The organism is Pseudomonas sp. Z4-20, assembly GCF_051131955.1.
GTDB lineage: Bacteria > Pseudomonadota > Gammaproteobacteria > Pseudomonadales > Pseudomonadaceae > Aquipseudomonas > Aquipseudomonas marvdashtae.
On sequence record NZ_CP071641.1, the window covers coordinates 2,288,513 to 2,310,524 of the forward strand.

At 53.9% G+C, this 22,012-nt stretch carries 17 protein-coding genes; 7 read left to right on the forward strand and 10 right to left on the reverse strand.

The window, feature by feature from the left end; all coding sequences use genetic code 11:
- Nucleotides 1-78: 78 nt before the first annotated feature.
- From J3P82_RS10720 to J3P82_RS10740, 5 genes are all read right to left on the reverse strand, one after another.
- Nucleotides 79-924 carry a ParA family protein gene (locus J3P82_RS10720; protein WP_434562914.1) on the reverse strand — a complete coding sequence of 282 codons (846 nt, stop codon included), beginning with the start codon at nucleotides 922-924 and terminating at the stop codon, nucleotides 79-81.
- 4 nt (nucleotides 925-928) lie between these two features.
- Nucleotides 929-1,159, reverse strand: coding sequence for an AlpA family transcriptional regulator (locus tag J3P82_RS10725; protein ID WP_434562916.1), 231 nt, complete (start codon nucleotides 1,157-1,159; stop codon nucleotides 929-931).
- 108 nt (nucleotides 1,160-1,267) lie between these two features.
- Entirely contained in the window at nucleotides 1,268-1,939 is a 672-nt protein-coding gene (locus J3P82_RS10730) for a hypothetical protein (RefSeq protein ID WP_434562918.1), read from the reverse strand.
- A gap of 1,285 nt (nucleotides 1,940-3,224) precedes the next feature.
- Nucleotides 3,225-4,424: a formaldehyde dehydrogenase, glutathione-independent gene (gene fdhA / locus J3P82_RS10735; RefSeq protein WP_434562920.1), complete on the reverse strand. Its 1,200-nt coding sequence runs from the start codon at nucleotides 4,422-4,424 to the stop codon at nucleotides 3,225-3,227.
- A 74-nt stretch (nucleotides 4,425-4,498) separates the two neighbouring features.
- Nucleotides 4,499-5,566, reverse strand: a complete 1,068-nt coding sequence (locus J3P82_RS10740) for a Rieske 2Fe-2S domain-containing protein (RefSeq protein ID WP_434562922.1) — start codon at nucleotides 5,564-5,566, stop codon at nucleotides 4,499-4,501.
- A 115-nt stretch (nucleotides 5,567-5,681) separates the two neighbouring features.
- Between J3P82_RS10740 and J3P82_RS10745 the strand changes: the two genes are divergently transcribed.
- On the forward strand, nucleotides 5,682-6,629 hold the full coding sequence (locus tag J3P82_RS10745) for a cupin domain-containing protein (RefSeq protein ID WP_434562924.1): 948 nt from the start codon (nucleotides 5,682-5,684) through the stop codon (nucleotides 6,627-6,629).
- A 130-nt stretch (nucleotides 6,630-6,759) separates the two neighbouring features.
- Here J3P82_RS10745 and J3P82_RS10750 read toward each other — a convergent pair whose 3' ends face one another.
- Nucleotides 6,760-7,581: an SDR family NAD(P)-dependent oxidoreductase gene (locus tag J3P82_RS10750; protein WP_434562926.1), complete on the reverse strand. Its 822-nt coding sequence runs from the start codon at nucleotides 7,579-7,581 to the stop codon at nucleotides 6,760-6,762.
- Between the two features lie 449 nt (nucleotides 7,582-8,030).
- Here J3P82_RS10750 and J3P82_RS10755 point away from each other — a divergent pair, with 449 nt between their 5' ends.
- The 4 genes from J3P82_RS10755 (at nucleotide 8,031) to J3P82_RS10770 (ending at nucleotide 14,644) form a co-directional block, all read left to right on the forward strand.
- The gene (locus J3P82_RS10755) at nucleotides 8,031-9,644 is read left to right on the forward strand and encodes a DUF1302 domain-containing protein (RefSeq protein ID WP_434562928.1); all 1,614 of its coding nucleotides are present in this window, start codon (nucleotides 8,031-8,033) and stop codon (nucleotides 9,642-9,644) included.
- A 20-nt stretch (nucleotides 9,645-9,664) separates the two neighbouring features.
- Nucleotides 9,665-11,014, forward strand: coding sequence for a DUF1329 domain-containing protein (locus J3P82_RS10760; protein ID WP_434562930.1), 1,350 nt, complete (start codon nucleotides 9,665-9,667; stop codon nucleotides 11,012-11,014).
- A 71-nt stretch (nucleotides 11,015-11,085) separates the two neighbouring features.
- The gene (locus tag J3P82_RS10765) at nucleotides 11,086-12,156 is read left to right on the forward strand and encodes a YCF48-related protein (RefSeq protein ID WP_434562932.1); all 1,071 of its coding nucleotides are present in this window, start codon (nucleotides 11,086-11,088) and stop codon (nucleotides 12,154-12,156) included.
- Nucleotides 12,157-12,166: 10 nt separating this feature from the next.
- On the forward strand, nucleotides 12,167-14,644 hold the full coding sequence (locus tag J3P82_RS10770) for an efflux RND transporter permease subunit (protein WP_434562934.1): 2,478 nt from the start codon (nucleotides 12,167-12,169) through the stop codon (nucleotides 14,642-14,644).
- 160 nt (nucleotides 14,645-14,804) lie between these two features.
- Here J3P82_RS10770 and J3P82_RS10775 read toward each other — a convergent pair whose 3' ends face one another.
- On the reverse strand, nucleotides 14,805-15,614 hold the full coding sequence (locus tag J3P82_RS10775) for an alpha/beta fold hydrolase (protein WP_434562936.1): 810 nt from the start codon (nucleotides 15,612-15,614) through the stop codon (nucleotides 14,805-14,807).
- An 813-nt stretch (nucleotides 15,615-16,427) separates the two neighbouring features.
- On the opposite strand from J3P82_RS10775, the gene J3P82_RS10780 reads away from it, so the two are divergent.
- Nucleotides 16,428-17,516 (forward strand): methyl-accepting chemotaxis protein, encoded by a 1,089-nt coding sequence (locus J3P82_RS10780; RefSeq protein ID WP_434563780.1) that lies wholly within the window; start codon nucleotides 16,428-16,430, stop codon nucleotides 17,514-17,516.
- A 165-nt stretch (nucleotides 17,517-17,681) separates the two neighbouring features.
- Here J3P82_RS10780 and J3P82_RS10785 read toward each other — a convergent pair whose 3' ends face one another.
- From J3P82_RS10785 to J3P82_RS10795, 3 genes are read right to left on the reverse strand one after another with little or no spacing between them, the layout of a single operon-like run.
- Nucleotides 17,682-18,032: a c-type cytochrome gene (locus J3P82_RS10785; protein WP_434562938.1), complete on the reverse strand. Its 351-nt coding sequence runs from the start codon at nucleotides 18,030-18,032 to the stop codon at nucleotides 17,682-17,684.
- On the reverse strand, nucleotides 18,029-19,687 hold the full coding sequence (locus J3P82_RS10790; protein WP_434562940.1) for an FAD-binding oxidoreductase: 1,659 nt from the start codon (nucleotides 19,685-19,687) through the stop codon (nucleotides 18,029-18,031). The genes J3P82_RS10785 and J3P82_RS10790 overlap by 4 nt, the downstream gene beginning before the upstream one ends.
- 31 nt (nucleotides 19,688-19,718) lie before the next feature.
- A complete protein-coding gene (locus J3P82_RS10795) occupies nucleotides 19,719-20,312 on the reverse strand; it encodes a hypothetical protein (protein WP_434562942.1) in 594 nt (197 codons plus the stop codon).
- A 418-nt stretch (nucleotides 20,313-20,730) separates the two neighbouring features.
- On the opposite strand from J3P82_RS10795, the gene J3P82_RS10800 reads away from it, so the two are divergent.
- Nucleotides 20,731-22,011: an FAD-dependent oxidoreductase gene (locus J3P82_RS10800; RefSeq protein ID WP_434562944.1), complete on the forward strand. Its 1,281-nt coding sequence runs from the start codon at nucleotides 20,731-20,733 to the stop codon at nucleotides 22,009-22,011.
- The last annotated feature ends 1 nt before the right edge of the window (nucleotide 22,012 follow it).

Here is a 22,012-nt window from a genome sequence, read left to right on the forward strand (position 1 = left end):
AAAAGACTCCTTGCCAAACGCAGTTGGCCTCAACGTCGATCAGACAAAATTTCGTTTCGAGAACTACAGCTTGGCAATTCACTTCATCGAACCTCCGCGCTTGCTCAAAGTAGCTATCGCTGTGCGCCATTCCGGGAACAATTCGATGGCCAGTGCTTGCATGGTTTCCAGTGCCGATGGCGAGCATCGTTTATGGGACCGGCGCGTCGCGATCCGGTGGACTGGCAGGCCGAGGGAGGCAGCATTGAGATACGCCACTGCGTCTGGAACTACCGTGTCTAGCACTGAGATGTTGGTAGCCCCAGCGAAGGTCTCGCGCAGACCCCTAATGATCATCCGGGTGTCAACCCTAATAGCGTTCACCTGGTTCAGTAACAGTCGCAAGCGGGGTGGTGGTATGCCCAAGTGGCGAAACGGATCGAGTTCGCTGAGCAGCTTCAAGGTGCCACGGCGCAGTTCGCGGGCGGCGAGCATTTCCGGCGTGATGGGAGAAAGGGCGAGATCGGAGGCCAGGATGGCCATCTCCAGAAGCACGCTACGTGCGCCTTGGGTGTCGATCAACAACAGGTCGTAACGGGGACGGAAATGGTCGAGCAAATTGCGCAGCCGTAATCGCCCGTCAGGGGCGTGCAGCAGCAAAGTGCTCAGTCGGCCTTGGTCGTCGTTGGAGAGGATCAGGTCGAGACCGACGACCTCCGTCGTGGAAATTATCTGCGCAGGATCTGTTTGGTTGAGTGCAATGAGTTCGTACGCACCGGCGATGGCCTCGTGTTTCAAGGCGTAATAGCTGGAGAGGGTCGGTTGGCTATCCAGATCGAGCAGCAGGACGCGTAAGCCCGCATCCGCCAGCAGACCGCCGAGATTGGCTGCCACTGTGGTTTTGCCTACTCCACCTTTAGTGGACACCGCTGATACCACACGCATCTCATCAGGCCTGCTGCGCCAAACGCTCAGTGATCCACTGTTCGATTTCCAGCGAGTCCCAGCCGACGGCGCGCAATCCGATGCGTTTGGCTTGAGGGAATTTACCTTCCTTCATCAGGTTGTAGATGTGCGCACGCTTGAAGCCGGTTTTTCGCTCCACTTCGTCACGCCGCATGATGTGACGTTCGGCCGGTGGTTGAGGGCTGTCAGTGAGCGAGACGGATGAGCTGGACATGCTGGTCACTCCTGGCGCCGCTTGGCGCGTGGTGGGAAGTGACCTGCAGTGAATAGCAGAAAATGAGATTAGTCATTGCAATGCAATTGACGATATTGCAATACAACCTTACCGCCTAGCTTGGGCAAGACTCCGACGAGCCGCCGCAAATTTTTCATCCAGTGAACGCTTACCTAGCCCAGGAACGTCGCCGTAATGGGCGGTTATGGAGTCGACGATTGAGGCTTGGCTGTTGAATATCGAATGACGTCTTCCTGCTTCGGAGGAGCCGAGCATCGTTTCGAGTAGCGCTCCAATGATGTTGAGAAAGCTGGCTTTGCTATGCTCGCTCACATCTTTTTTATCCTCAGCAAGCGCGCTAAGACTTTCGCGTTCCAGTCCCGCAGCGGTCAGTTCGTCCATTAACTCCTGCAGTCTCGCTTCGGTTACTTTTAACCGTACCTGAAGGGCTTCCCTATCTGCCTGCAGAATAAGGTAGGTGTCATAGCGGACAGCCTCGTCAGTAGCGGTTGGATGAAAAAGAAAGGACGGTCGCTGATCTGGATATTGATGGGATATCCATGACTTTAGGTCCGAATGTCGGATGGTCAGCAATTTGAAGTCGACAGGTGTGCCTGGCGTAACGGTGGTGCCTAAAGCACCGTAGCGCAACTCCTGATTTCGTATGGCATCCAGGATTATCTCTAATTTCTTGTAAAGGCATGGCCATTGCGGGAAGGCTGTGATAACACGCTCAGGGCTATCCCAAACTAACCCGAGAATTTTTGCCTCGTAATCCATCAAGTCACACCAGCGTATGGCCGCCTCGATGGGTCTGTAAAAGAGCTTTTCGTAGGGGTTAAAACTACTAGGTCCGTGCATTAGGGGTAGCTTCCTATTAAAGGGCAGCCCCGCTAGGTAATGTCGAAAGATCTAAACATCGTGCCCTAGGCTTCCGTGCGGTTGCTGTCCTGTATTGCTCTGATTATTTGCAAGTTTTTTATATCCTGGCTTGTTGATACGTCGAAGTTGTAGGAGCGTCGCCGCGGAATATGTGTTGTTAGGCTCAGGCTCCCGCGGGGTTTACCTATCAGGTTGAGCGGCTTGCTTCGACATGAGGTTCATTTCAATGTCGCGTAAACGGATGTGACACCGCATCCTTGAACCATCTAGTTCTCCTTGGGACCTGAGCAATCTGAACCAAGAAAACGGCCGATTAAGGCCGTAGGTAGAATGAACAGAGGTGTGTCCGTATCGTGCGTTGATGATTACTTTTGGCTGCCTTCAACTCTCCATAGCCTGAATGTCGTCATACTTGGTTTCTTTGGTGCTAGCATTGTGCACATCGTGTAGCGAAACGGGGAGATGCCGCGAATCTCGCTTGCTGAGCAGCGTTTTCAAGGACGGGGCGACAGCCGGGTCACGCGCCTGGATAGCACAAATCAACTGGTGTGTTGCTTCCTTGCTAAAACGAATTTGCTGAGCGCGCTTTTGGTTGCCTGGATGCGTGGGGACGTATGTCACGAGCAGCTCTCGGTCCTCATCTCCAAATCGCACCTCGGAAAGTATTTGTATATGAGCAATAGTAAAAATCATCTATTAGTTAACGATCCCAGGCGAACGCGACGCCGCTAACCTGAGGCCTACCTCCCAGTCATGTGGATAGAGGCGGTCGCCCCTAGGGGATCGAGGGCCATCCGCGAAAGCCTGGCGGCAGATTGCAGGGTGCATTCGCTATCTGACAGGCACTAGGCACTTGGACGATTTCCCTGCGGGGTGCAGGTGAAACCAATAAAATAGCCATTGCTCCGAATAGACAAGCCAACAACGTGATTGTCTTTATTCTTGTTTTCATTTCTTCGTCTCTTGAGGGCACAAATTAGCTACAGGCTGCGATGTCTGCAGTTGAATTAGTCCTATCTTTCGGTAGTGCGGATAGTTTTTTGACGAACGGTGCGACATGGCCGGACCACAGGTTTGGAACCCCCGAATACAGGCTAGGGAGTGCGCGGTTCAAGGAAGTGAATAACTCGTTACGATCAAGGCGCAGCGGTAGTTGGCCGCTACGCATTGAGGCCTGTTGGTGCTAAGCCGCACTGAAGGTTCTGTGGGGGTCAATTACAAATTTCTTTGGCACACCGGCATCGAATTCGCCGTAACCCTCTGAAGCCTGGTCCAGACCGATGACCTGCACTCCCACCACTTCTGCGATATTGATGCGGTCCCACATGATCGCCTGCATCAGTTGGCGGTTGTACTTCATCACCGGCGTCTGGCCTGTGTGAAAGCTGTGGGATTTGGCCCAGCCCAAGCCGAAGCGAATGCTTAGGCTGCCCATTTTGGCCGCAGCATCCACAGCGCCCGGGTCTTCGGTGACGTACAGGCCGGGAATGCCGATTTTCCCTGCCACGCGCACGACCCCCATCAGCGAGTTGAGCACAGTGGCCGGTGCCTCGCGTTTCGCACCGTCATGGCCGTGGCCGCGGGCTTCGAAGCCCACACAGTCAACCGCACAATCCACTTCCGGTTCGCCTAATAGTGCGGCGATTTGCTCGTGCAACGGTGTGTCTTTCGACAGGTCGATAATTTCAAAGCCCTGGGCTTTGGCATGCGCCAAGCGGATGGTGTTGATATCACCGACGGTCACCACCGCAGCACCGAGCAAACGTGCCGACGCAGCTGCTGCCAGACCGACCGGACCGGCCCCTGCGATGTACACAGTACTTCCCGGACCGACTCCTGCGGTAATGGCACCGTGGTAACCGGTGGGCAGGATGTCGGACAGGCACGTGAGGTCGAGAATTTTCTCCATGGCCTTGTCGCGGTCCGGCAATTTGAGCAAGTTGAAATCGGCGTATGGCACCAGAACATATTCGGCCTGTCCGCCAGTCCAGTCGCCCATGTCGACGTAACCGTAGGCGCCACCGGCACGGGCGGGGTTGACGGTTAAACAAACGCCAGTGTGTTGCTCTTTGCAGGAACGACAGCGACCGCAGGCTACGTTGAAAGGTACCGACACCAGGTCGCCAATCTTCAGACTTTCAACGTCGCTGCCTTTTTCGATGACTTCACCTGTGATTTCGTGCCCCAGAACCAGACCAACCTGAGCAGTGGTACGGCCTCGCACCATGTGCTGGTCGGAGCCGCAGATGTTGGTAGAAATCACTTTGAGAATAACTGCGTGCTCGATCTTTCGACCCCGAGGGTCTTGCATCTTCGGGTAGTCGATTTTTTGCACTTGCACTTTTCCCGCGCCCAGATAAACCACACCACGATTATCAGACATATCCTGTTCTCCTTTATTGTGAGTTGGCCGACGTTTAATGCTTCGTTAGGGCTTGCACAGTGCGTGCGTCAGGCTTATTCGGGCATTGCGATCAGCTGAGCCTGGGCCTGTTCATCTTTCTTCAACTTATTCAAAACCCACCGCATTTGGGACAAGGCATTGTCAAAAGCGATGGGGACTTGCGTTGGATTCGGGGTGTGTTGTAGGACGCGGGCTTGAGCCTCAATCATGATCCGATCTTCTTCGAAGGCCATGCGGGCAATAGCGATCATGTCATCGGCAAGTTTCTCGCTGCATCCGGCAAGCGCATGGCGATTAGGCGCCCAAGAGAAAAAGTATCTTGAGTTAGCGTCATCGGTTGGCGTGATGGCCTGGCATGTCACGTCGTGAGTAATGGGCGCTACGTCCTGCGGTTTTTCACCATTGAATTGCTCCAGGGTTCCACGCGGAAAACTATACGAATTCATCACCATTACGCCCGGAGCCAAATAATCGTAGGCCGTAAAAATATCAACCGTGTCGGAATTCACGACTCCTTTGATGTGATTCGGTGTGGGTTGGGCAGGTAACCAACGTTCTACACGTACTCCGCGATCGAGCCGGCTAACCTTCGGTCGAACGTGTGCCCAATCTATGCCCATGCCGAAGCTTTCTGGATGGAGGAAATAGAGGTGCGAAAAGTCCAGCAGGTTGTCGTTAACCAACTGATAGTTGGCTTGATACTCGATGCTGCCTGATCGGAAAATCCAATCTGGATGATCATGACCTACAGCTGGAGGGATAAGCGTGGGATCTGCCTGCTGTGGGTCGCCGAGCCAGACCCATACCCAACTGTCTTGTTCAATGACAGGGAAGCTACGGACGCATGTCTGCGTAGGGATGGTGTCTTGACCAGGTATCTCGGTGCATTTGCCTGAACTGTCAAACTTCAGGCCGTGGTACATGCAGCGAACGGAGTCGCCTTCTTTTCTCCCGATAGATAACGGCGCCGAGCGATGGCAGCAGCGGTCCTGGAGAGCGGCGATGGCACCATTCTCCATGCGATAGAGCACGATTGGCTCATTGATAATGGTTCGAGCAACCAGCCCGTCAGTCACCTCATAGTTCCACGCTGCCACATACCAGCAGTTGTGCAAATACATAAATCCTCCGGTGGCTTGATGTTGTATTTGTATCGCCAGCTTATGAATGCGAGGATTAGTCTTCTATGCCGTATAGCATCGTTTTTCGGCTGAATTCATCACATTGGGGGAGCGCGTGGATCTTCTAGGCGAAGTACTTTTATCTCTTAAGGTAGAGGTGAACTCGGGGGGCATCTATGCGCTGGGGGATCCGTGGGGGCTAAGGGTTCCCGGCTTTTCTGCCGCCAGCGCCTTCACGTTGTGTTGCCTTGATGCCCCGCTGTGGTTGACGGTTTCGGGACAAGCCCCAGTTCGGCTCGAGCCGGGCGACTCGGTTCTGATATTGCACGGAGCTGCGTATACGGTGGCCTCGAGCCCTGACGCGGACTGCATCGATTTGATGGACTACTGGTATGCGAGAGGATTACCGCTGCTGGTCGCCGGAGAACGACAGTCGGCTCCTATTTCCGGACTGGAATTGGGACAGGGCGAAAAGAAGGGGCGGATGATGATTCTCGCCTTTTTACTTCAGGCCGCGGACAGCAATCCGTTGTTACGGTCATTGCCCCGGATGATTCACCTGCACGGAAGTGCCAGTGGCATGTTCCCCTGGATGAATTCAATGCTGGAGTTTCTCGTCAGCGAAGATACGGCCAACCGCGCCGGTTACGTGGCGACTGCTGCACATCTTTCAAACTTGATTTTTACAAGTTTTATCCGAGCGCATGCGCTGTCAGTTCCAAGGGAGAGTAGCGGCTGGCTGCAGGGGCTGGCGGATCGACGCATTCGCCAGGCTCTGGTTTCCATGCATGCGCGCCCCGGTGAGCACTGGACCACCGAGTCGCTGGCGGAAGAGGCGGGAATGTCTCGTCATACCTTCGGTCGCCGCTTCACTCGTCTGGTGGGTCAGTCGCCCATCGATTATTTGATAGATCTTCGGATGCAGGTGGCGGCGGAGCATCTGCGCGCCGGCAATCCGGTTGCTCGGGTGGCTGAAGCCGTGGGGTATCAATCGGAGCGTGCCTTTCGCGAGGTGTTTCGCAGGCGATTTGGAGTACCTCCGTTGCGCTATAGCAAGGCATAGTCATCGGTGTTGAGCAGAGGGCCAACCCTTGCGCAACGATTCGATCAAGTGTGTTGGATCATCGTTCTGAATCAGCAGCGCCAACATCAGGTTGGCACTGCGGATAAGGGCGTTTGCTCTGCGGCTCCGGTTAGTCTGCCTGGCCTAACAGGCCGCCACCGTCGATAACGATTTCGGTACCGGTGATGTAGGAAGACGCTGCAGAGGCGAGGAGGAGCGCAACCCCCTTGATTTCTGCGGGCTCCGCAACGCGATGCTGCGGGTTTCCCGCCTCCAGCAACCGCCGCATTTCGGGATCGTTGACATGCCCATCTGCGATATTGGTAGCGAATGCACCCGGGGCAATGGCATTCACCTGAATGTTGTACCTGGCCAGCTCCAAAGCGGCTTGACGCATCAAATGGGAGGCGCCGGCCTTTGCCGGGAAGTAAGACGTGCCTACCCAGGCGGCATTGAGATAGCTTGCAATCGACGTGGTCACCACGATCTTGCCGGAACCCTGGGGTTTCATATGTCTGGCTGATTCCTGCAGACAGTACAGCACGCCATTCAGATTGATCGCCATGACTCGCTCCCAATTGCTGAGGTCGAGGTTTTCCAGGCTACCTTGCAAAAGTCGCTGCCCCTCGCGCCCAAGAAAACCAGGACCCGAATCGATCCCTGCATTCGCGAACACCACGTCCAGTCTGCCGTAATGATTGACTGTGTTTTGAAATGCATTGGCGACGGACGCCCGGTCGCTGACGTCCACGAGTTCACCACGTACGTCAAAGCCGCGGCGAGTGAGCGAAGAGACCGCGTCATCGAGGAAATGGGCATTGATATCCATCAGGGTGATTTTTGCACCATTTTCTGCAAGCGCTTCTGCGCAGGCCAATCCGATACCGCTTGCTCCACCAGTGACTACACAAACTCGACCGGATACGTCGAACAAACCTGAGGCTGTACTCATCTCAAATCTCGCTGTTTTTGTATTGGATGGGTAGTTGTTATTACCGAGAGGCGTGTCATGCAGCACCTATCGGATGGCGGTTGGATCGACGCGCCAGCCGTTTTGCCTTGGGCCACGTGAACTTGGGTGTCTGCTTGCACCGACATGACGACCTGCCTTACTGCGGCGCCGGAAGGCCAAACAGGAGAGCGCAAGAGCTCTAGCCTGCGATATTGGACAAATAAGAAGGTGACGGGCGTTAGCAGATGTTCGCGGGTTAGCCGCACGCCTTGGCGAAGTGGGGGAGATTCAAGCAAAGGCGGGTCTATCTTTGGATAGGTGTTCCCGGTCGTGCCGACTCCTTACGTTCGGCTCACAGCGGCTAACTGGCGGCTGGATAGGACTCAAAAGTCAGGCTTCACCAGCCTGGTCAAAATACGAGCCTTACCGATAATCGGAGAACAATAATAATGGCGATTAATAAAGACCGTATCTGTTTCAACGCTGGAAAAAAAGGCGAATTTACATCGACGGCGTTGCCCACCGCTGCATTTCTGGGCATCGCGTTAGCAACGCTCAGTACCAGTTCAGCTGTTCGCGCAGCACAGTTCGAAGTGGGTGAAGTCGACGTTAACTGGACCAACACCCTCAAGTACTCCCTGGGTTCCCGCCTCGGTGAATCCAATGATAAAAACCTGGCCAATCCGAACGTCGATGATCCTGATCGGAATTTTGATAAAGGATCATTGATGATGAACCGGTTTGACTGGTTGAGCGAATTCAATGCGCGTTGGAAAAACTTTGGACTGAGTCTGAGTGGCGCGGCCTGGTACGACAACGTTTACAATCGCAGCAACGATAATAACTCGCCAGCGACATTCAACCCGTACTCAGTCAGCAACGATCATTTTACCGACCAGACAGAAAAGTGGGCGGGTAAGAAAATCGAACTGATGAACGCCTTTATATCCGGTCAGTTTACGCCGATGGATGTGCCGGTCAGTATGCGTTTAGGTCAACACACGCTGATTTGGGGCGAAAGTCTGTTTTTTACTGATAACGGGATCGCTGCCGGTATGGCACCTGTGGATGCTTATAAAGCGTTAAGCGTCCCTAATATTAAAGCGCAGGAAGTGTTCCTGCCGACCAACCAGCTTTCGATGAGTGTGCTGTTATCCGATAGTTGGGTAGTCGAAGGCTACTACCAGTTTGAATGGGAAAAAACCCGTATCCCCCCGGCGGGCAGTTATTTGTCGTCAGTTGACCTTTTGGACGAAGGCGGTGAACGAATTATCGCGGGCCCTGGTGCCTATTTTTATCGTGCTTCCGATAAAGAACCGGACGCTGCGCAATATGGGGTGTCCGTGCGCTGGCGACCAGTCGACTTGAACCTCGATATCGGCGCTTATGCACTTCGCTATAATGATAAAACTCCCCGTGTCAATACCGTCCCTTCCGGCGGCTTTGATCCGGCAACGGGTTCGATTGGAGAGTACTTTCTCGACTATAAGGAGAAGATTGGACTGTATGGTTTAAGCGCCAACATGTCGTACGGCTCGCTGAACCTTGGAGGTGAGGTATCTTATCGCGATGGTGTACCGCTTCGGGCAAACGGCAATGTACTTGTCCCGGATGTCCTGGGTAACACGTTGCACGCCCAAGTATCGGCAATCTGGGTCGGAAACGCCGGGCCCGCGTGGGATGGTGTCAGTATCGCCGCGGAGTTGGCAGGACATAAACTGCTTGAGGTCACCAAAAACAAGGAGCAACGTGATACCAGTTTAGATGATTCGGTTTACGGTATTCGCGGCGTCACCACCTTTCAATACTTCCAGGTGATGCCAAGTCTGGATATCGAACTTCCAATTGGTCTTGGCTATAACTTTAAAGGTAAGTCTCCGATTTCCGCGGCCTTTAATAATTATGGTAGTAACGAAGGGGGCGATCTCACTGTCGGCGTGGTCGGTACTTACCAGCAGGACTGGAAGTTGGGGCTTAATGCGACCCACTTCTTTGGTAGCGAGTCGGGCAATTACTACTCGGGGCGTGATTTCCTGATGGCGTCTGTCAGTCGATCCTTCTAAATGCAATCAGGTATTTTTTCATGAATAATCACAGTGTGAAATTTCTGCTATCGGCTGCGTTTTTCGTAGCGCTTATCAATAATCCTGTTCGAGCCGCTGTAACCCCTGCGGAGGCGGCGAAATTGAATAGCGAGCTTACGCCGCTTGGTGCCGAGCGATCGGGCAACGCATCAGGTAGTATTCCTGCGTGGTCGGGTGGTTATAAAGGCATGCCTGCTGGCCACAAGCCGGGCAGTATGAACAGTGATCCGTTTCCAGACGAAAAACCAGTTTTGGTTATTAACAGCAAGAACTCCGCAGCCTACAAGGATCAACTATCTCAAACGGTGCAGTTGCTGTTGCAGCAAAATCCCGAGTGGCGCCTTGATGTATACCCAACGCATCGCACCGCGTCGGCTCCCGAGGCTTTTTATAACTACACGAAAACCAATGCTACTACGGCGCAGCTCAGTGGCGATGGTGTGGGTGTCACCCATGCCTACGGTGGTATCCCATTCCCATTACCGAAGAATGGTTCAGAAGTTCTTTGGAACCACTTCCTTTCCTGGAAAGGAGTCGGAGTGGAAATGGAGGGTGGAATGTATATGGTCGATAGCAAGGGGCGTTCTTCGTTGACGGCTGCGTTAAAAATGGACGGCTTCTATCGATATGCGTTACCTGGTGGCGAAAAGGATTTTGATGGGTTCTTTCAATGGCATCGATCGTTAACCACCGCTCCGGGTCGTAGTGCAGGTGAGGCATTGATTGGCATTTGGCCGCAAGACTTCACCAGCCAGCAGCCAGGCTCATGGCAATATATGCCGGGTCAGCGCCGGGTTAGAAAGCTACCTAATGTACAGTTTGATACGCCAAACTTTCTGATGTCCGGCTTGACTCAGTTCGATGAGGCCTATGGATTCTTCGGTTCCCCAGAGCAATACGATTGGAAGTTGGTCGGGAAGAAGGAGATGTATATTCCTTATAATACCAACAAGCTTTTTTCCGTTACTCCGGGGGAGTTGTTGACTCCAAAAGTGCTTAATCCGAATGTCATTCGTTGGGAGCTGCATCGGGTTTGGGAGGTTGAGGCGACGCTTAAGCCTGGCGTTCGAAACGTTGTGCCCAAGCGCCGTGTCTATATGGACGAGGATACATGGGCCATCGTTATGGCAGACCTTTGGGACTCTCAAAACAAGCTCTATCGCGGTGCGATCAACTACCCGGTTGTTAACTATGATCTGCCCGGTGTGGTGATGCGACCTTTCATGTCAATAGACTTTCAACAACAGGCTTATACCTTGGGCGAGTTGGACACCAAGTACCTTCCGGTCACCCCGAAGCCTCGTTCCTTTTATTCCGCTGAAGCATTGGTACAAGACGCCCTGCGTTAAAACCATGGTCCGGGCGACCTACGGTCGCTCGGACATTACTGAGCGGAGCTATTGCTCAAGGGGGGCATAAGATGGTTTATCCGATCGCGCGCGCAGCTAATTGGTTGAGCGCACTGTATCTGGTTGTCGCTGCATATGGCGCAAGTGCCGAGCAAGGGCGACCCGCTGTGTTGGACCGTCCTGCCCGTGAAGTACTCCAGCCAGCTTCAACGTTTCTTCTGGGCGTGACCAAAGCAGGCGAGCGCCTGGTAGCTGTCGGCGAGTCGGGCCGTATCGTCCTCTCAGATGACCAAGGTCAGAGTTGGCGCCAAGCCAAGGTGCCCACCAGTGTACTGCTTACGGCTGTCGAGTTCGCGGATGCAAACGTTGGCTGGGCAATCGGTCATTCAGGTGTGGTACTTCGCACTGAGGACGCTGGCGAAACCTGGAGTCGCCAACTGGATGGTGTTCAAGTCGCTCAACTTATCCATGACGCCGCCTCCCGATCAGCTACGGGTGCCCCAGGGATCGCCAAGGGTATTAGCGTCGATCAAGCTGAGCGTTTGATTAACGATGGCCCGGACAAGCCTTTTCTCGCCCTCCATGTTGAGGACAGGCAAAAAGTCACGATAGTAGGCGCCTTTGGCTATGCGCTGAGCACCCTGGATGGTGGTAAACACTGGGCATCTCTGGACAGACAACTCGATAACCCGATGGGCCTGCATTACTACGGTATAGCTAAAACGGATGAGGGCCTGTTGCTGGTGGGCGAACAAGGCATTGTTGAGCGTCAGATCACGGCCGAAGAGTTTCACCGTGAGACCCCGTCCGAAGGAACATTGTTTGGCATTCTGTCTCCTGGCAATCACGTCTTTGTGGCTTATGGATTGCGCGGGAAAGTGTTACGCAGCCTGGACGACGGAAAGACTTGGAATGAAGTCAGCAGTGGTATTGAGGCTTCCATTCAAGCGGGGGCGGTACTTCAAGATGGCACCCTTCTGTTAGTGGCGGAAAATGGTCAAATGATCTCCAGTCAGGACCGAGGACGCACTTTCAATTTGCTGTCGGTTCGGGGCTTGCCCACTGCTTACGTTCTTCCAGTTTCCGCCAAAAATTTGATTGCGGTGGGGCCTCTCGGGCCACAAACCGTCTCTGCGCCGTGAGATTCCAGACATGAAAATTGAGACAACCTCGGCGACAAAGGTCGAAGATTTTGATCCTGCTGCCGGTACGCTTCTTGAGCGGGTTTTATTTAACAATCGCCTGTTTGTCGTGATGTTCTGCGCGTTAGTAACGGTTTGCCTGGGGTGGAGTGCTCGTCATATTGACCTGAATGCAAGCTTCAAGGCAGTGATTCCTAATGATCACCCGTATATCCAAAACTATTTCGCTAATGAGGCTGATCTGCAAGGCCTGGGAAATACCCTCAGAGTGGTGGTTTCTACCCAGGGCGATAGCATTCTGAACGCTGATTATTTAGAGACCTTGCGAAAAATAAACGATGAAATTGTCACCATTCCCGGCGTAGAGCGACCCTTTCTGCAGTCCTTGTGGACTCGAAGCACCCGTTGGTTGATGGTGACCGAAGTGGGTATCGATGGCGGCCCGGTTATGCCGGATACCTTCGATGGCAGTCCTTCCAGCCTGGAACAGTTGAGGCTTAACATTCTTCGTTCGGGAGAAGTCGGAAAATTGGTGGCTGCCGACTTTCGGTCGAGCGCTATCGTTGTTCCCTTGTTGGATTATGACGCGCAAGCGCAGAAGGCGCTTCACTATGGTGAGCTATCCAAACAACTGGAAAGCATCAGGAGGAAGTACGAAGGTGAGGGTGTCAATATTCATATCGTTGGCTTTGCAAAAGTCGTCGGCGATCTGATTGATGGCTTGAATCAGATATTAGTATTCTTTGCAATTGCCGTCGCCATTGCGGCTGCGATGGTTTTTTGGTTCACCCATTGTGTGCGAAGTACTTTGTTGGTTGTGACCTGTTCCCTTATCGCTGTGGTTTGGCAGTTGGGGATCTTACCGTTGATTGGCTTTCGCCTGGACCCCTATTCGATTCTAGTTCCGTTCCTCATCTTTGCCATTGGCATGAGTCACGGTGCGCAAAAAATGAATGGTGTGATGCAGGATATTGGCCGCGGCATGCATCGTCTTCATGCGGCCCGCAATACCTTCAGGCGTTTGTTTATGGCCGGCTTCACAGCGTTGGTTTGCGATGCGGTCGGCTTTGCAGTGCTGTTCATGGTCAATATTCAGGCGATCCGCGAGTTAGCCATCGCTGCGAGTATCGGCGTGGCCATTTTGATCTTCACCAATCTAATCCTGCTACCCGTCCTGTTAACCTATACAGGGGTCAACGATCGTGCGGCCAAACGGGCTCTTGTCCAAGAGCAAAATTCCCTGGACGCGGCTCATGGAAGGCGCTCCCTGTGGCGAGTGCTGACACTCTTCACCCAGCGGCGCTGGGCTATTGGCGCCATTGCCTGCGCAGTGATATTGGCGGTAGCCGGTTTAGTGGTTGCGTCACGCTTGCAGGTGGGGGATCTGGATGCCGGGGCACCGGAATTGCGTGCCGATTCTCGATACAATCTGGATAACGCCTATTTGACCAGCCATTACGCGACCAGCAGTGATGTCATGGCAATTATGGTCAAGACGCCCCCTGATCAATGTGTTAACTACGAAACGCTGGTGAAGGTCCGCGATCTGCAAATCCTTTTGGGACAATTACCCGGCGTCGAAGCCACCAACTCCTTCGCCAACCTGGCCAGGCAAATGACTTCTGCTTACAGCGAAGGCAGTTTCAAGTGGGCAGAAATTCTGCCCAATCAAGCGGCCTTGAATTCGCTGATTGGTCAAACGCCTCGGGGGCTGCTTAACACCAATTGTGATCTGCTCACCGTGTATGCCTACCTGAAAGACCACAAGGCGCAGACACTCCAACAAACGGTGGAAGTTGTTGAGGCTTTTGCCAAGGAGAACGACACCGCAAACGTGAAGTTCTTGCTCGCTGCGGGGAACGCAGGCATTGAGGCGGCGACCAATCAAGTGGTCAAACACCACAACTACTTGATGCTGGTCGGGGTCTATCTCGTCGTCATTGTGCTTGCACTGGTTGCATTTCGCTCCTGGCAAGCGGTGGTAGTCGCAGTGGTACCGCTCGTATTGACAAGTATTCTTGCCGAAGCGCTGATGGTTTGGGTGGGCGTCGGGCTGAAGGTCGCTACGCTACCCGTAACGGCTTTGGGAGTAGGAATCGGGATCGACTATGCGCTGTATATCTTAAGTGTGACGTTAGCCTGGATACGTATGGGGGCATCACTCAGTGAAGCGTACTACCGTTCACTGCTGTTCGTGGGGCGAGTGGTGATGCTCACGGGCGCGACATTGGCGGCGGGCGTTGCGACTTGGGTGTTCTCACCCATCAAGTTTCAAGCCGATATGGGTATGCTGTTGGCCTTCATGTTCCTTGTAAACATGTTCGGTGCGCTGATCTTGCTGCCCGCGTTGGCCAGTTTCTTTCTGAAACCACAGCTTCAGGCTCGCGAGAGTCAACATGTCGCCGTTGAGTCTTGCGAGTTCGACGAGCTACAAGAGCCTCAGAGTCGGACATGTAGTCGTGCGTCGCTGAAAGTGAGAGGCGTCTAAGCAAGCATCGTTCAATCAACGCCGCACTGAGTGCGGCGTTCTTTTTGAATACTGCGGGTGGGTGATGCCGCACTTGTTTACGGCTCTCGGCGGTGGATGGCCCGAGGTTTTGTCGAAACGCTGGAAGTCGGACATTGCGATGGTGTTGCGCGCTTATTGATTAATCGCGCAGCAGGAATTCACGAACGGCATGGCGAGCGGTTTCGGATTCGTCCAGTACCAGGTGCCCTGCATTTCCCACTATGTTCACTTCGCAGTGGGGAAGGGCTTGTTGCCAGTGTCCGGCTTGGCCGACCGGAAGAATTCTGTCTTCTTTACCCCAGACAACCAGGGTAGGCGTTTGAATTTTCTGCAGGGTCGAAGGCATCGCGGTATTTATCATTTTCCCGTTGAGTAATAACCGGCAGGCTGAATCTCCTTCCTTCTTGCGCATGGCATTGAATTCTTCATCTGGCCCTTCAGGGAGGTAGGGCGCCAGGCTGCTGACATTGTGTACCAGGTAGTTGGGGATCTGCTCTGGCGGAACTTTACTCAGGTCAGTGGGCGGATGCTCTTTCACATCAAGGCCGGCGGGACACGCGAGCACTAACCGATTTACGCGCGAGCCATGCTGCGCCGCAAACTCGGCAGCGAGGTATCCCCCAAGCGAGGTTCCGACCAGGTGAACGCGATCCAGGCCCAACACGTCAAATAGCTTGGCGTAGTGATCGACATAACCTTGAATTGAATCAATTCGAGGGTTGATTGCCGACGCGCCGAAACCCGGATGATAGGGCAGATACGTCGTAAAGTACTTGTCCCACTGATCGGAAAACCCTATTCCATGCCAGGTTCCGGCTCCATGGAAATACACCAACGACTCACCCGTTCCGTTTTGATATACGACAGTTCCGGTGTTATCAATGTTGAATTTTTTTCGGATGTAAGTGCGGTGATCAACCCTGCGGTCGCCGAATGGAAAGCTGCTCATAAAATGCACTCCTGATGGTAGGTCCGCTGAATAAGTACGAAGAATGGAGGCGTAGCGTTATGGAAAAACGCACCTTCGCTTCATATTTCGTCCACGCCGCGTCGACGCCATAGGCATCCAGTTCAGTATCGAGATCAGACTTTCTTCCCCTCACCTATCTTCCGGCAGGCGTTGTCGAAAAATGCTTGATGGGATTCTAGGAATGAGCAATGACAATGGGCTCATTCACCTAAACAAACGGATCAGCCTGGATCTGCAGCAGATAGCCATTCGCGCTGCACAGGACCTCCGCAGTATTCCACTACCGAGAAAATAACAATGCGAAACTTGGTCGATCTGTCAATTGGAAGGAAGTTATTACTCGCTTTTGGTTTTCTGCTGATCATCGCCTTAGGTGTTGCCGGGTTAGGGTTTTACAGCATGTTTGCGATATTCCAGTAGGGAACCTTCATCACCCTCATTTCTGATATTAATGCCCGGCAGTTAGAAGTACAGATCGCTCAAAGGGACTTTGGCCTCACTCGCTCGGCAGAGGCTGCAAGGCAAGCGCAACAGTTGATCAGTGAACTCAAGCACGAACTTGATCGCCTGCGGGTCAGCCAACCGGGACATTCCTCTGCGGATGTTCTGGGTGAAATGGCGTCGTCAGCGGGACACTATGCTCAAAACCTGGATGATTTGGTCCGCCTGACCGATTCCGTCGGCCTATTTGCTGGGCGTGAGGAAATCGAGGCGCTCAACACTGGCCTGGACAAAGATGCTGGGCGGCTTCTCGAGTCAGGAGAGGAGGTCTACTCCGCACAAAGCCATGAAATGCTTGCTTTGAAAGCACACATATTCCAATCGCTCGGCGCCAGCGTGCTTCTGCTCCTCTTCGTCGCGGCAGGCTCTACCTTCGTGCTTCAGGCCCAAATAGTGGGTCCTTTACGAAAGGCGGTAGGGGTACTGCAAGAAGTTGCAAAAGGAAATCTGGCGGTTCGGATGGACAGCCATCGTCGTGACGAAATAGGTCAGTTGTATGCTTCCATGCAGCGAATGTGTGACGGATTGCGGGGGCTGATGACTGGAATCGGCGATGGCATCCATCAACTTGGGCAGGTTGCGCAGGCGTTTTCTGAATATGGCATTGCCAGTCAAAATACAGCCCATGTTCAGGCGCAAGAGTCCGAGCAAGCTGCCTCGGCGATGACGCAGATGGTCGCGAGCGTTCAGGAAGTGGCTTATAACACGCAGCAGGCCCGAGAGGCCGCAGAGTTGGCGGAACGTCAGGCAACAGCCGGAGTGGACGTTGTCGGTGAGACGGTACGGCAGATTGATCGACTGGCGCTCGGCGTTGAGCGCTCTACCGAGTCGGTGGTTCGCCTGGAGACGGAAAGCAATCGAATCAGTGGCGTGCTTGACGTCATTCGATCAGTGGCAGAACAGACCAACCTGCTTGCCCTCAATGCGGCAATCGAAGCTGCGCGAGCCGGTGATCAGGGACGCGGCTTTGCCGTCGTGGCGACGGAAGTGCGAGCCCTGGCCAGGCGGACTCAGGAGTGCACTGCGGAAATCGACCTGCTTACACATAGCTTGCAGAGCATTGCTGGCGAAGCCGTTGCGCAAAGTCGGGAAAGTCTCACGCTCACCCGGCAAACCGTAGAACTCGCAGGCAAGGCAAGCACAGCGCTTGGAGAAATCAGTATCGCAGTCTCGCTGATTGAGCAGATGAATCAGCAAATCGCTGCCGCGGCAGTACAACAGCACGCAGTGGCAGAAGATGTCGGGCGCAGTGTTACACGGGTGCGGGATTTGGCGGACAGCACTGCTTCGAATGTGAAAGGCAGCGCCCAATGCGGTCTCACCCTCACGCAATTGAGTGGCGAACTACAACAATGGGTTGGCAGCTTTAGTGTGAATTGAAAGCCGGGGTTGGCCCTGGCGCGTAATGCCAGTGCGCAAAGGAAGTTTGGTGGCGCAACAAAAAGAGGAGCTTGGTAGCTGGTCAGCCATGAATTTGCTGACGCTATCGCGCTCCTAAAGTCCTGAAGTGGACGATTTGTCGAACGGCTATGGGCACAATTCCCGTTATTTGCCAGTCTGCTTTTTGTTTGCAGGCTCGGCGAGGTAGCGCGCCAGGGAGTCCAACTCAATATCGTTAATTTCTGTTTTGCGGAAAAATGGCATCACCGAAATGCCATTGCGAACGAAGTACTTGACCAGTTCTGGCGAAAGGTCCGAGCGGTCCTCGAGGCTTGCTGGAACGGCTCCTTTATATCGCGCATCCAAGGCCGTAGTGCCGGGATAGACCTCCCCTCGAGAGTGGCAAGGAGCACACCACTTCTCATACACCAACTTGCCTTGGCTTTCTGCGGCGTCTGCGGTTATGGCCCAGCTTAGCGGCGCACTTGCGAGGAGGGCCAGGAGTGACGGCTTCATGGTTTTTTCTCCTGCCGTAGATTCTTCGGCCAAATTCCATAGCGCCCCGGAGAGATGATGCCATTAGGGTCAACGGCATCCTTCAGCGTTTCATGGAAGCGCAATAGAATATTGCTGTTGAAGGAGTAGGTGTCCATGACATCGCCCTGGAAGGCGGTGGCGGTTCGGTACTCACCCCAGCCATTTTCCGCGGCGATTTTGATCAATGCGCGAAACGCTGCCCGCGTCTGTTTGTTCTTTGCAGGATCTTTTGAGATCCAGAACGGGATGATGAAAACAAAGCACCGTTCCCAGCAGGGGACGGGGACGTTGAGGGCGAAAGCAAATGGCACGCCGAGTTTCCGAGCGGCTGTTCCGAGCACTTCATTGATTTTAAGAATGGCTTCACCGTCTCGGGGAATTATCGGGGAAAACCACGCATGACCTTCGGAAGGTGGTGCGGGATTCCAGTGAGAGCGTGCACCGATCGAAAAGGCGCGCATGTTGGGAACGCCAAACTGAGCGGGATATTGCACCTGCTTTTGCTGCTCTGGCGACAGGGGCAGATCGTAATACTCACTTTCCTCAAATTTGGCGTCAGGAATTGCTTTGCGAAAGCGTTCCTGGACATATTCCCATTGAGCGCGAATGATTTTTTCGGGACCGTAGAAAGTGAAGGCGCCATTCCAAAAAGGGATGCCATGTTGCTTGCCGTAGCCTTCATACTCTTGCGGTTTCGCGCCGCGGTCCGCCAGTGCTTTGTACTCGGCATCGCGCGCCACCGGCCCGTGAAGCAGGAAGTCGTGCAGGCCGGCCAGACTTGGCGATCCCAGCAGAGGGCTGTTGATGTCCGGAAAGCCGGTAAAGATCTTTTGATTCTCCATCTCGGTCATGATGTCCACCAACGGTATGAGGTCCCGATAGCTGGACAGGTGCACTGTGCCTTTTAGAAATGCCTCTGGTTCAGGCATCAACCAAAATCCCATCTTGGTCACAATGCCAAAGTTTGACTGGCTGAAAATGCCGTCAACCCAAGGACCAAAGCCGGTCTTGTAGAGCTGCCAGGTCTCTGCGCCAGGCATCGCTCCCATACCCGTTCTCATTACCTCGCCATTGGCCAGCACCACTTCCATTCCACAATGAGCATCGAAGTGGTTGCGAAACTGTGCAGCCGTATAACCTGCTCCGCGATCTACAGCGTTCCCTAACATGCTCCCCCAGCCTGGGTCAGGAACATCCATCCACAACTTGATGTTTTTTTCCTGCAGATAACGGTAAAGGTCGAAGTAGCTGACCCCTGGCTCTACGACGCAGTAGGCCTGCTTCTCGTTAACCTCCAGGATCCGGTTCATTCGCTTCAGATCCAGTACCACCGAACCTGAACAGGTGGGTGCTGACCCTCCATAGCCCAGGTTTTTCCCTGTGGAGATCGGATACATCGGGATTTTGAACTGGTTGGCGATGCGCATCAGTTGCTGAACTTCTTCAGTACTTGATGGAGCCACTGCCGCCGATGCGAGAATTTCTTCGGCCTCTCCCCAATAGGGCGAGTAAGAGTCGCGATACAGATGCAGGCCTTCCTGGCTGGTAAAGACCCATTCGTCTCCTACCACTTGCCTGAATTTACTGAGTGCCTGGGCGAAGTCTTCGGCGCTGACGCCGGGCGGGGTTTGCATATCTATACCTCGTAAATCGAACTGTGATGTGTCAGCTGATCAGCGGAGCGATAACCCAGCTGACGAGTGGACTGACAAGCAGGCTGGCGTCAGCAGTCCCTGAAATGATGCGATGCGAGCTGCACGAACCCGGAGTACCACGCCACGAGCAGACACCGGCCAGCCTGGCCATGCGCTCGCTCCAATCCGGGCCCTCCAGAAGCTGGCTCAATGGCTGAAGCAAATGCTCTGTCGTTTCAATCTGATGGCTTAGCTGATTGTTCGGCAAAGCTTCATGAGTGATGCGCAGGACAACTCTCATGCCGCGGTCCTGAGCAAGGCGCTCAAGGCAAAAGAGCGGTTGCGGGGCTGTCATGCCTGCAATGATTGTGGGATGCCGGCGCCACTGTGGGTCCAGTGTTTCAAACCACAGGTCGGTGATATCTCCGTCGATCATGTGGTGGGGCAGACCATTGCGTGCTGCCTCACTACCAAAGCGTTGGCTCGCCTCGAACCGGTTATCAGCGATGACTAAGTCGGGTTGGCGCAGCGCAGCAGCGTCGAGGCTTGCGGCAATCACGTTGGAGTTGAAACCGGCAACCACACCGCAGGTGAGCCCAACTTTCAAAAAGTCACGGCGGTTCATTCGGATTGCCATTTAGCGATGATTACAGCGCGGATTCGCTCAGGCAGAAGTACCTGAGGTCCGTCGCCGCCATTTGAATTGAGTGGGCAACAAAAAAAATCGGAATGGGTCATGAGGTCCTGCGCTTCTGATTGTTGTTATCGCCCGCTGCATTGCTGCAACTGGGCAGATCCATGCAGTAGTCCGCAAGCACTGATTTTGATGAAGACCGCGTGAGCTGCACCTATCGAAAGATAGCGACGTGCACCTGTCGCGAATCTCGCAAGGTCCTGGTGAGCCAACGCTATCTTTGGGTAGGTCATCCCCTAAGCCGTTCAGGAGTAAATGCAGACTGCGTCGCGCGAACAGTCTCGGATTTGCGGTCTTGCTCGCAGACTGCTCTGCGCTGTCCACAAGGAACAACGAACCGGAGTTTTAGATGGCCACAGGTAAACGAGTCATTATCGTCGGCGCAGGACCGACAGGTTTAATCACGGCGCTGGGGCTGGCCCGTCAGGGCGCGCAAGTCACCGTTATCGACCGAGAGCGAGATATCCTGCGTTGGCCCCGGGCGATGGTGTATCTGTCATCTACGTTGAAGGTGCTGGATGAGCTTGGTTTGCTTGAATCCGCTCAGAAAGTCGCGGCGTGGGGTTATGAATACAACCTGCGTTTTATGATGTCGGGCACTGTTGGTCGCCTCAATTTTCGCGATGTTGAAGACCTCACTCCTTATGCCTATAACCTGCATTTTGGGCAGGATCTGCTGGCCGAGATTGTGTTGGAAGCATTCCTGAAACTGCCTGGCACTGCCCTTTTATGGGATACCGTTTTCGATACTGTGCTGGAAAGTGATGAGCAGGTTATGGTTTCCGTGCTGACTGCCGAAGGGCCGCGCACGCTTGAAGCAGACTGGTTAATTGGCGCCGATGGTGCCCGCTCGAGTGTCCGGAAAGAATTGGATATCGCATTTGAGGGGTTCACCTGGGACGAAGTCTTCATGGCAACCAATGTCATCTATGACTTTGACAAGCACGGCTACGCACCCTCCACAATGCTTGCGAACGGTGATAACTGGGCGGTGATTGCCAAGATCGACAATAACCATCAGTGGCGAATTGCATATGGCGAAGCTGGCGAATTGTCCGAGGAGGAACGTCTTGCTCGAATCCCCGAGCGTATCCAACAATTTTTCCCGGACCCGGAGCAACCGTACGAACTACTAATGGCTAATTCGTACCGAGTCCACCAGCGCTCCGCCAGTACCTATCGCCAAGGTCGTGTGTTGCTTGCAGGTGATGCTGCCCATGCGACTAACCCTATAGGTGGCCTGGGGTTCACCAGTGGCATTCAAGACGCCGACATGTTGAGCAAGTGCCTGGGTGGGGTCATCAATGAAAAGTATGCCGATGACGCGCTGGATTGGTACGCCTATGAGCGTCGCCGCTGTTTCCTCGAGATCGCCAACCCTACAGCGATTGAGATGAAACGCCGCACGCAGGAAAAGAATCCAGTCAAACGTCAGGAGGATGAGGACAACTTTTTCACGCTGGTGAACGATCGCGACCTGCGACGCCAAGCGTTGACCTCGGTCTTCAACCTTGCTGGTCGTGATTATCGCGCCGATTGGAACGAGGTATATCTGAAAGCCGATGAAACCGGGACTACCCCAAAGCTCGGCGCTCATGGTGGGATTGTCTTCTCGCAAGAGACACACTGAC